This is a genomic window from Phenylobacterium sp. (assembly GCF_036821595.1).
GTDB lineage: Bacteria > Pseudomonadota > Alphaproteobacteria > Caulobacterales > Caulobacteraceae > Phenylobacterium.
Genome location: NZ_DAISJG010000072.1, coordinates 1 through 9,925 on the forward strand (window position 1 = coordinate 1; position 9,925 = coordinate 9,925).

Below are 9,925 nucleotides of genomic sequence, written 5' to 3' on the forward strand. Positions count from 1 at the left end.
CGGCCGAACACCGACATCATCCCGTGGTTCTGGAAGAAGCGGATCAGGGCCGCGGCCGGGTATTCGCGGATCGCCGACAGCGGCGTCGACCAGATGGCCGCGGCCTGCGGCAGCAGGTGGTCGTCGCGGAATGCCTGGCAGTAGCCCTTCTCCTCGAGATAGGCCTCGAGCGAGGTCAGCGGCGCCTCCAGGGCCGCCAGATCCTTCGGACCCTGACGGTAGAAGCGGCCCACGTCGCGGAGCATCCCCCAGAAGCGGGCGGAGAACAGGTTGCGCTTCTGGGCGAAGATGCCGAGCGCGCCGAAGCTGGAATACTCGAAGGCCCCGTCGTCGAGGCTGACGCTCAGCGCCATGTCGGCCGGCCGGCTGGCCACGCCCAGCCAGTCCAGGAGAGCGGTGAAGTTCGGGTAGTTCGGCTCGTTGTAGACGATGAAGCCGGTGTCCACCGGCACAGGGCCGTGATGGCCCGGCGCCTCGGCGGTGTTGGCGTGGCCGCCCAGCCGGTCGTCGGCCTCGAACAGGGTCACCGCATGCGCCTGCGAGAGCAGCCAGGCCGCCGAGAGGCCGGAGATCCCGCCGCCGATCACGGCGATCCGCCGCCTCTGTCCGAACGCCCGTTCCATCGAAGCTCCGCAGTCAGCGCCCGACCACGACGGCCGAGCTTCCACGGCACCTACGGAGGCCGGGACGCGGCGGATGCATCCGGGACGGCGGAGCTTCCGTATCTTCCGCGATGCTGATCGGGCTGACCCTCCTCGTCCTCGTCTTCATGACCGCCGTGATGACGGCCGCCTGGGCCTATGGACTGAAGGCGCGCAACGGCGGCTGGACCGACGTCTTCTGGACCTTCGGCAGCGGCGGCGCCCTGGTCGGCGCCGCTGTGCTCGCCGCCCCGGGGCCTCGCGCCTGGCTGGTGGCGAGTCTCGTCGGCCTGTGGGCGCTCCGGCTCGGGACACATCTGGCCCAGCGCGTCGCCCACGGCCCGGAGGATCCGCGCTACGCCCGCTTCCGCGAGGACTGGGGCGCCGACCATCCGCGCCGGATGATCCGCGTGACCCTGTCCCAGGCCCCCGCCACCGCCCTGCTGGCCTTCTCGGTGATCGTCGCCGCCCATCATCCGGGGCCGCTCGGCGCGCGGGACGCGCTGGCCGCCGCGCTGTTCCTCGCCGCCTTCGCCGGCGAGTCGATCGCGGACCTGCAGCTGGAACGTTTCCGGGCCGACCCGCTGAACCGCGGCCGGGTCTGCGAGCGCGGCCTGTGGGCCTGGTCTCGGCACCCCAACTACTTCTTCGAATGGCTGGGCTGGCTCGCCTACCCGGTCATCGCCCTCGACCCCGCCCGGCCGGTCAGCTGGCTCAGCCTGACGGCGCCCGTGGTCATGTACCTGCTGCTCACCCGCGTCTCCGGCGTCCCCCCGCTGGAAGAGGCCATGCTCCGCTCCCGCGGCGAGGCCTACCGGTCCTACCGGTCGCGGGTGAGCGCCTTTTTCCCCCTTCCGCCGAAAGGACGACAGGCATGATCCCCCACATCGCGGCCTTCCTCGGGACGGCCGTCGTCATCGCCGCGCTGGACGCGCTGTGGCTGACCCAGGTTGGCCCGAGGCTCTACCGCCCGACCCTCGACCCGGTGCTGGCCGACAAGCCCAACATGACCGCGGCCGTGGTCTTCTACCTGGTCTACGTCACCGGCGTCGTGCTGCTGGCCGTGCTGCCCCACCGCGACGCCAGCCTGGGCCGCGTGGCGCTGGCCGGGGCTCTGCTCGGCGCCTTCGCCTACGCCACCTACGACCTCACCAACCAGGCGACGCTGAAAGCCTGGTCCACCCGCATCAGCGTCATCGACATCGGCTGGGGGACGCTCCTGACCACCGCCGGCGCGCTGGCCGGCGTGCTGGCCTGGCGCTGGGCCGCGCGCCTCGTCGGCTGATCCCGCTTCCCCCGCCAGCCCATCGGCGGGGCAAGGGCCCGCGGCCGGTCCGCGGGCCGGAGGGGGCGCACCCTTCAACCGCCTGCGTCCCCTCCACCCTCTTCCGCACATCCCGCCGCCGTGATTTGCTGGCGGACGAGGCCGGGCCTACGCCGGACGGATCAATTCATCCGCGGCGCCGGACCTCCAATGAGATTTGCGGATGCGCCGTCTGATCGGGCGCGGGAGGATTTGATGGAAGCCTTGAAGGAACGCATGGACCTCGATGCCCGGCTGGCGGCCGCGCAGATGACCGGGATGACCTCCGCCGTCTGGGCTCAGGTCCAGCCGGACAAGCCCGCCGTCGTCGACCCCGACGGAACCACGCGGACCTTCGCCGAGGTCAACGCCGCGGCCAACCGCATCGTCCGCCTGCTGCGCGGCGCGGACCTGAAGGCCGGCGACTCGGTCGCCCTGGTCTGCTCCAACCGCCACGAGTTCGTGGAGGTGCTGGCCGCCACCAAGCGCGCGGGCCTGCGGATCACCCCGGTGAACTGGCACCTCACCGCCGACGAGATCGCCTACATCATCCAGGACTGCGAGGCGAAGGCGCTGTTCGCCGAGGCCCGGGTGGCCGCCTCCGCGCCGGCCGCCGCCCAGTGTCCGAACCTCGCCGTGAAGGTCGCCATCGGCGGCGATATCGAGGGATTCCTGAACTACGACGAGGCCCTGGCCGGCATCGACCCGTCCGACATCGACGACCCGGTGCTCGGCAACCAGATGATGTACACCTCGGGCACCACCGGTCGGCCGAAAGGCGTCTTCCGGCCCAATCCGGTGATCCCGCCGCCGGGCGTCTACCAGTTGCGCGGCTACGACGAGCATTCCGTCCAGCTCTGCGCCGGCCCCGCCTATCACGCCGCCCCGCTCGCCTTCGACGTCAACGCCGCCATGGGCGCGGGCTGCCCGCTGGTCTTCCTCGACAAGTGGGATTCCGAACTGGTCCTGAAGACCATCGCCGACCGCAAGGTGACCCACCTCCACCTCGTGCCGATCATGTTCCAGCGCCTGCTGGCCCTGCCCGACGACGTGAAGGCCAAGTACGACGTCAGCCACGTCAAATACATCGTCCACGGCGCGGCGCCCTGCCCGCCCGAGGTCAAGCTGGCGATGATCGAGTGGTTCGGCCCGGTGCTTTCCGAGTACTACGCCGGCTCCGAGGGTGGTGCGGGCTTCACCATCTCCTCGGAGGAGTGGCTGAAGAAGCCGGGCTCGGTGGGCAAGCGGCCCGCGCTTCTGGGCTCCAAGATTCTCGACGAGGCCGGCGAGGAGTGCCCGCCGGGCGTGCCCGGCACCATCTATCACCAGCTCCCGCCGGGCGGCGGCTTCACCTACTACAAGGACGAGGCCAAGACCCAGCAGAGCCGGGTGGGCGACTACTTCACCATGGGCGACGTCGGCTACTTCGACGAGGACGGCTACCTGTTCCTCACCGGTCGCAACGCCGAGACCATCATCTCCGGCGGGGTGAACATATATCCCCAGGAGATCGACAACGAGCTGATCAAGCACGACGCCGTGGCCGACTCGTCCACCGTCGGCGTCCCCGACGAGCAGTGGGGCGAACAGGTCCGCGCGGTCGTCATGCTGAAGCCGGGTTACGAGCCCTCCGAGGAGCTGGAGCAGGAGATCCTCGCCTTCGCCCGCGCCAACCTGCCGGGCTTCAAGGTGCCGAAGAAGATCGACTTCGTCACAGACCTCCCGCGCTCCGAGGCCGGCAAGATCCAGCGCAACAAGGTCCGCGCTCCCTACTGGGAGGGCCGCAAGCGGCAGATCTGAGCCCGGTTCCTCCCCCGCTTGCGGGGGAGGCGCCTCATGGCCGGGTCCCCGCGGCACGGCCTGGGTTGTTGGCTTCGCGGCTTCCGGCTGCTTAATCTCGCCCCTTCAAGTTCGGGGGCCGATCCTATGCAACGACTTCTCGCGGGCGCGCTTATGGCCGCCGCCTTCGCCCTGCCCGCCGCCGCGCAGGCGCCGGCCGGCCAGACCACCTTCGTCCAGGCCGGGCGCCTGCTGGCCGATCCCGCCTCCGGCCGGGTCGAGGCCCAGAAGACCCTGGTCATCCAGAGCGGCAGGGTGGTCCGCATCGCCGACGGCTACGTCTCCGAGCCCGGCGGCAAGGTGGTCGACCTGCAGGACAGCTTCGTGCTGCCGGGCCTGATCGACAGCCACGTCCACATCACCGGCGAGCAGAACCCGAACAGCCGGCTGGAGACGGTCACCCAGTCCTCCGCCGACCTGGCCATGTCGGGCGCGCGGTTCGCCCGTCGCACCCTCCTGGCCGGGTTCACCACGGTCGCGGACCTGGGCGCCGAGAACAATGCGATCTTCGCCCTGCGCCGCGCCATCGCGCGCGGTGACGTGATGGGCCCTCGGATCCTCGCGGCGGGCTCATCGATCTCGGTCCACGGCGGGCACGGCGACATCAACGGCTTCAGCGAGGACGTCATGCACGTCCTCAGGCCCGGCTCGGTGTGCTCGGGCGCCGACGACTGCCGCCGCGCTGTGCGCGAGCAGGTCTGGAAGGGGGCCGACATCATCAAGATCACCGCGACCGGCGGGGTGCTCTCCAACACCGCGGCCGGCCTCGGCCAGCAGTTCTCGCAGGAGGAGCTCGACGCCATCGTCGACGCCGCCCACCGCATGGGCCGCAAGGTGACCGCCCACGCCCACGGCGGCGACGGGATCAACTCCTTCCTGAAGGCCGGCGGCGATTCCATCGAGCACGGCACCTACCTCGACAACGAGGGCATCGCGCTCCTGAAGAAGAACAGGGGCTACCTGGTGCCCACCCTGATGGCCGGCGACTTCGTCTACCGGGTGGCCTCGGGCCCGAACAACTTCCTGACCCCGGCCCAGACCGCCAAGGCCCTGGAAGCGGGGCCGAAGATGCTCGACATGGCTCGCCGGGCCCACCAGGGCGGCGTGAAGATCGCCTTCGGCACCGACACCGGCGTCTCCGCCCACGGCCAGAACGCCGGCGAGTTCGCCCTGCTGGTGCGGGCCGGCATGACCCCGCTGCAGGCCGTCCAGGCCGCCACGGTCAACGCCGCCGACCACCTGGGCCTCGCCGCCGAGATCGGCGCGCTCACGCCGGGCAAGGCCGCCGACCTGATCGCCGTGAAGGGCGACCCGCTCTCGGACGTCACCGTGCTGCAGAACGTCGGCTACGTCATGAAGGGCGGTGTCCAGGCGAAGCCTTAGGCCGGGCCTCGCCCCGACGGCAGGTTGCGCAGCGAGAACACGATGTCGCCGGACGGAGGGTTGATGAAATCCCGCCCGCGCAACGACACCTCGCGCAGGAACGGCGCGGAACTCGCTTGGCACGGCAGCATCCAGTCGTGCAGCTCGATGGCGATCACCGGGAAGGCGTCGATCCAGTCGGTGTCGCGGGAGAATAGCTCGGCCTCCGCGCCCTCGATGTCGAGCTTCAGCAGCAGCGGCGCGGCGTCCGCTTCAAGGGCCAGCAGGCTCGGAATGGACCAGGCGTCCACCTCTCCCAGGGCCCGGCCGTCGCCCTCGCCGGCCGGGGCCACCCGGAAGGCGTCGGTTCCACGGCCGGGATCATAGGTGGTCAGCCGCCCGTCACGTGACGCGACAGCGCCGTGGACGCAGCGCACCTGCGCCCGGTCCTGCGTGTTGGCGATCAGGAGCCCGAAGGTGTCCGCCTCGGGCTCCACCGCCACGATCCGGGCCTTCGGGTATCGCCAGGCGAAGAACAGGGCGCTCGCGCCGATGTTCGCTCCCGCATCGATGATCAGCGGCGTTCGGCCTTCGGAGACGATCTGCTCGTAGCTGCCATCCAGGAACTGGCGGCGCAGGACGCCCGCGTACTGCCCGAGCCGATAGGGATGCTTCGTCCAGTTTTCGCGGATCGTGTAGAGGTCCTTGGTCCCATCGCGGTAGCGCATCGTGAGGTGCGCGTCCCCGTCGAGGCCGATCTTGATGTCCCGGAGCTGGGGCGTCTGCTGGGGGGCGTCGGTCACAGCGCAGTGCTGTGCCAAGTCAGACCCGCGCGTCAAGCGTCAGACGCTTCTCCCGCAACAGACCGACACCAACCGTGTTTTGGCGGGCGGGGGCGGCGCGTGCCATATGGCGCCCGCTTCGAAAGACAGGGGCCGCGCCCGCATGCCTATCCCGTTCATCGACCTGCAGGCCCAGCGCCAGCGCCTGGGCCAGCCCCTGGAGGACGCGATCCTCAAGGTGGTCCGCTCGGGCGCCTACATCATGGGCCCGGAGATCGCCGCCTTCGAGGCCGCCATGGCCGAGTTCGGCCAGGCGCCGCACGTGCTGTCCTGCGCCTCGGGCACCGACGCGCTGATCCTGCCGCTGATGGCCTTCGGGATCGGCCCGGGCGACGCGGTCTTCTGTCCGTCCTTCACCTTCGCGGCCACCGCCGAGGTCATGCCGCTGGTCGGCGCCTCCCCGGTGTTCGTGGACATCGACGCGGCGACCTACAACCTCGACCCCGCCAGCCTCGAGGCCGCGATCGAGGCCGTGAAGGCGAAGGGCGAGCTTACGCCGAAGGCGGTGATCGCCGTCGACCTGTTCGGCCAGCCCGCGGACTATCCGGCGATCCGCAAGGTGTGCGACGCCCACGGCCTGAAGCTGATCGCCGACTCGGCCCAGGGCTTCGGCTGCACGCTCGGCGGCAAGCACCCGATCCACTGGGCGGACGTCGCCACCACCTCCTTCTTCCCGGCCAAGCCGCTGGGCTGTTACGGCGACGGCGGGGCGGTGCTGTCCAAGGACGCCCGCTTCCACGACCTGCTGGTCAGCCTGCGGGTGCACGGCCAGGCGGTGAAGTCGGACCTCGAGGGCCGCACCTTCGAGCACGACCCGCGCTACCTGAACGTCCGCATCGGCACCAACAGCCGGATGGACACCCTCCAGGCCGCGATCCTCCTGGAGAAGCTGAAGATCTTCGCCGACGAGATCGAGGCCCGGAACCGGGTGGCCGCCCGCTACGCCGAGGGCCTCGGGGACCTCGTGAAGGTCCCCGCCGTCATCGACAGCGGCGTCAGTGTCTGGGCGCAGTACACCATCGAGACCGAGGATCGCGACGGCCTCGCCGCCCACCTGCGCGAGCAGGCGATCCCCTCGGCGGTCTACTACCCGATCCCGATCCACCGGCAGGGCGTCTATTCGGGCTATCCGACGGCGCCGGACGGCCTTCCGGTCACCGAGGCCAAGGCTGGAAAGGTCATCAGCCTGCCCATGCACCCCTACCTGACCGAGGACCACCAGGACCAGGTCATCGCCGCCATCCGCGCCTTCGTGAAGAAGAACGGCTAGGTCCAGTAGCCCTTCAGCACCTCGGCCTGGGCGGCGCCCTGGGCGAGGCCCGCCTGCACGGCGCCCGGCACGCGCGAGGGGTCCATGAGGTTCGGCCCGAAGGCCTCGGCGCTGGCCTCGTCCGGGCCGATGACCACGACGGTCGCGCCGCCGTCCTGGAGGGTCTGGACCTCCTCGTCCAGCTTGGCCCGCACCCGCTCGCCGATCTCGCCGGGGCCGGCCAGCCTCACCGCCACGACCACCACCACGTCGTAGCCGGCGGCCATGTCGGCGTTGGTCGAGGAGCGCATGCCGCCGTCGATGTAGCGGCGCCCGTCGATGGTGATCGGCGGGTAGACGCCGGGCACGCTGCAGCTCGACGCCACCGCCCGGGTCACGCCCACGCCGGCCGCCTTGGTCCACAGCCGGAACCCGCCGTCCTCGGCATCCACGGCGGTGCAGGCGAAGTCCTTCTCCGGCCAGGCGAACCTCGGCAGGCTCGCGAAGGACCGGCCGAAGGTCCGGATGAAGTCGTCCTCGCTCATGGTGTCGGCCGCGAGCGCCATGGCGCCGATCTCGGCCCGCACCTCGGCGGGATTGCGCTTGCCGCCCTGCGCTTCGGCCATCAGCTCGATCAGCCGGCGCAGGTCGGGCGCGGGGCCCGCCCGCGCCACCGCCTCGCGGCGGGCAGGGTCGGAGGACTGGTCGGCGAAGGTGCGCGCGTCGATCCCCAGCGCCAGCCGAGCGCCGACGAAGGCGCCGGCGCTCGTGCCGAGGATGAAGTCGGCCTGGCCGAGATCCACGCCGGCCCTGGCGAAGCCGGCCACAAGACCGTTCTCCCAGCCGATCCCCACCGGGCCGCCGCCGCCCAGCACCAGCGCGCGCGTCGTCATGGACCTCATCCCAGAGCCTTCCTTGTTGTGCGCCAGCATCGGCGAGGCGGGGGCCGATGTCACCCCGCCTCGCCCGCCGCGCGTCCGGCGCGCGCGGTCCCCTTGCGCCACCGCCTTCGCCGTGGTTGGTGGCGTCAAACAGATGTTTGACGGGAGGGCCGGATGAAGGCGGCGGTCTACTACGAGAACGGCGGGCCAGAGGTCTTCCGCTACGAGGACGTTCCCGACCCCGAGTGCCACCGCAAGGGGATCGTCATCCGCGTGGAGGCGGTCTCCATCGAGGGGGGCGACACCCTCAACCGCTTCCGGGGTCCCCTGGTCACCCGGCCGCACGTCGTCGGCTACCAGGCCGCCGGCGAGGTGGTGCAGGTCGGCGAGGAGGTGGACACGATCCGCGTCGGCCAGAAGGTGGTCACCACCGGCGGCTTCGGCAGCCACGCCGAGCTGCGCGCCGTGCCGGCGCGAACCGCCTGGGTGATCCCCGACGGCATGGACGTGCGGCAGGCCGCGGTCATCCCCGTGCCGTTCGGCACCGCCGACGACTGCCTGTTCGAGTTCGGCCGCATGAAGAAGGGCGAGATCGTGCTCGTCCAGGCCGGCGCTTCGGGCGTCGGCGTCGCCGCCATCCAGCTCGCCGCCCGCGCCGGAGCCTCGATGGTGCTGGCCACCGCCTCCTCCGACGAGCGGCTCGAGCGCCTGAAGCCGCTCGGCCTCACCCACGGCATCAACTACCGCACCCACGACGTGGCGCAGGAAGTCGCCCGGCTGACCGACAAGCACATGGCCGACGTCATCGTGGATTCCGTCGGCGGCCCCACGCTGCAGTCCTCGATCAACTCGCTGGCCTACCGCGGCCGGGTGTCCATGGTCGGCCAGGCCGGCCGCGAGCCGATGAAGGTGGACGTGGGCTCGATGATGGGCGGCAACCGCAGCCTGTCCGGCGTCTTCCTGGGCGCCGAGATCACCACCGACCGGGTGCACGACAACATCGGCAAGCTGATCGGCGACGTGGCGAGGGGCGAGCTGAAGGTCGTCATCGACCGCGAGTTCCCGCTCTCCGAAGCCGCCGAGGCGCACCGCTACATCGAAAGCCGCCAGGCCGTCGGCCGCGTGCTGCTGATCCCCTAAGGAGGACCCATGGGACGCCTTTCCGGCCGCTCGGCCGTCATCACCGGCGCGGGCAGCGGCATCGGCCGCGCGGCCTCGATCCTGTTCGCGCGCGAGGGCGCGAGCGTCGTCTGCGCCGACCGCGCCGAGGGCGTGAACGACACCGTCAGGGCGATCACCGACGCCGGCGGCAAGGCGGTCGGCCTGCTGGGCGACGCCGGCGTCGACGCCTTCGTGAAGAGCTGCATGGACACCGCCATCGCCGAGCACGGCGGCCTGGACGTGGTCTGGGCCAACGCCGGCATCTCCGGCGGCTTCGCGCCCCTGCACGAGCAGACCGCCGACTACTGGGCCGAGATCCTGCGGGTGAACCTGATCGGCGCCTTCCTCGCCGTGAAGCACGCCTCGGAGCGGATGATTCCGAACGGCCGCGGCTCGATCATCTGCACCGCCTCGGTGGCCGGCATCCGTTCCGGGGCCGGCGGGCCCGCCTATTCGGCGTCGAAGGCCGGGGTGATCAGCCTCGCCCAGACCGCCGCCAACGAGCTCTACGGCACGGGTGTGCGGGTCAACGCCGTCGCGCCGGGCCTGATCGAGACCGGCATGACCAAGCCGATCTTCGACGGCGCCCGGGCCCGCGGCAACGAGGACAAGATCGGCCAGCTCAATCCGCTGACCCGCTACGGCGT

General features: G+C 71.0%; 10 protein-coding genes. 7 read left to right on the top strand and 3 right to left on the bottom strand.

What is annotated here, in order from left to right:
- Positions 1–623, bottom strand: a 623-nt coding sequence (locus V7Z97_RS17565; RefSeq protein ID WP_334164733.1) for an FAD-dependent oxidoreductase, incomplete at its 3' end; no start/stop codon positions are given.
- Positions 624–733: 110 nt separating this feature from the next.
- Here V7Z97_RS17565 and V7Z97_RS17570 point away from each other — a divergent pair.
- The 4 genes from V7Z97_RS17570 to V7Z97_RS17585 all read left to right on the top strand — a co-directional run bounded on the left by V7Z97_RS17570 (position 734) and on the right by V7Z97_RS17585 (position 5,166).
- The gene (locus tag V7Z97_RS17570) at positions 734–1,519 is read left to right on the top strand and encodes a DUF1295 domain-containing protein (RefSeq protein ID WP_334164734.1); all 786 of its coding nucleotides are present in this window, start codon (positions 734–736) and stop codon (positions 1,517–1,519) included.
- Entirely contained in the window at positions 1,516–1,926 is a 411-nt protein-coding gene (locus V7Z97_RS17575) for a DUF2177 family protein (RefSeq protein WP_334164735.1), read from the top strand. Before V7Z97_RS17570 ends, V7Z97_RS17575 begins: the two co-directional genes overlap by 4 nt.
- A gap of 234 nt (positions 1,927–2,160) precedes the next feature.
- Positions 2,161–3,744: an AMP-binding protein gene (locus tag V7Z97_RS17580; protein ID WP_334164736.1), complete on the top strand. Its 1,584-nt coding sequence runs from the start codon at positions 2,161–2,163 to the stop codon at positions 3,742–3,744.
- Positions 3,745–3,870: 126 nt separating this feature from the next.
- Positions 3,871–5,166: an amidohydrolase family protein gene (locus V7Z97_RS17585; protein WP_442958046.1), complete on the top strand. Its 1,296-nt coding sequence runs from the start codon at positions 3,871–3,873 to the stop codon at positions 5,164–5,166.
- Here the strand turns inward: V7Z97_RS17585 and V7Z97_RS17590 are convergent.
- Positions 5,163–5,948: an FkbM family methyltransferase gene (locus tag V7Z97_RS17590; protein ID WP_334164737.1), complete on the bottom strand. Its 786-nt coding sequence runs from the start codon at positions 5,946–5,948 to the stop codon at positions 5,163–5,165. The two genes, V7Z97_RS17585 and V7Z97_RS17590, sit on opposite strands and share 4 nt — an antisense overlap.
- Before the next feature lie 142 nt (positions 5,949–6,090).
- On the opposite strand from V7Z97_RS17590, the gene V7Z97_RS17595 reads away from it, so the two are divergent.
- A complete protein-coding gene (locus V7Z97_RS17595; RefSeq protein ID WP_334164738.1) occupies positions 6,091–7,257 on the top strand; it encodes a DegT/DnrJ/EryC1/StrS family aminotransferase in 1,167 nt (388 codons plus the stop codon).
- Here the strand turns inward: V7Z97_RS17595 and V7Z97_RS17600 are convergent.
- The gene (locus V7Z97_RS17600; RefSeq protein ID WP_334164739.1) at positions 7,254–8,129 is read right to left on the bottom strand and encodes a patatin-like phospholipase family protein; all 876 of its coding nucleotides are present in this window, start codon (positions 8,127–8,129) and stop codon (positions 7,254–7,256) included. The two genes, V7Z97_RS17595 and V7Z97_RS17600, sit on opposite strands and share 4 nt — an antisense overlap.
- Before the next feature lie 162 nt (positions 8,130–8,291).
- On the opposite strand from V7Z97_RS17600, the gene V7Z97_RS17605 reads away from it, so the two are divergent.
- Together V7Z97_RS17605 and V7Z97_RS17610 are read left to right on the top strand one after the other, a co-directional pair.
- Positions 8,292–9,257 carry a quinone oxidoreductase family protein gene (locus V7Z97_RS17605; RefSeq protein WP_334164740.1) on the top strand — a complete coding sequence of 322 codons (966 nt, stop codon included), beginning with the start codon at positions 8,292–8,294 and terminating at the stop codon, positions 9,255–9,257.
- 9 nt (positions 9,258–9,266) lie between these two features.
- Positions 9,267–9,925: SDR family NAD(P)-dependent oxidoreductase (locus V7Z97_RS17610; protein WP_334164741.1), on the top strand; the 659-nt coding region annotated here is incomplete at its 3' end.

Excerpts from the sequence above, each read along its gene's own strand:
- V7Z97_RS17575 (WP_334164735.1), top strand. The coding sequence starts at position 1,516 with ATGATCCCCCACATCGCGGCCTTCCTCGGGACGGCCGTCGTCATCGCC.
- V7Z97_RS17600 (WP_334164739.1), bottom strand. The coding sequence starts at position 8,129 with ATGACGACGCGCGCGCTGGTGCTGGGCGGCGGCGGCCCGGTGGGGATC.
- V7Z97_RS17605 (WP_334164740.1), top strand. The coding sequence starts at position 8,292 with ATGAAGGCGGCGGTCTACTACGAGAACGGCGGGCCAGAGGTCTTCCGC.
- V7Z97_RS17585 (WP_442958046.1), top strand. The coding sequence starts at position 3,871 with ATGCAACGACTTCTCGCGGGCGCGCTTATGGCCGCCGCCTTCGCCCTG.
- V7Z97_RS17595 (WP_334164738.1), top strand. The coding sequence starts at position 6,091 with ATGCCTATCCCGTTCATCGACCTGCAGGCCCAGCGCCAGCGCCTGGGC.
- V7Z97_RS17580 (WP_334164736.1), top strand. The coding sequence starts at position 2,161 with ATGGAAGCCTTGAAGGAACGCATGGACCTCGATGCCCGGCTGGCGGCC.
- V7Z97_RS17570 (WP_334164734.1), top strand. The coding sequence starts at position 734 with ATGCTGATCGGGCTGACCCTCCTCGTCCTCGTCTTCATGACCGCCGTG.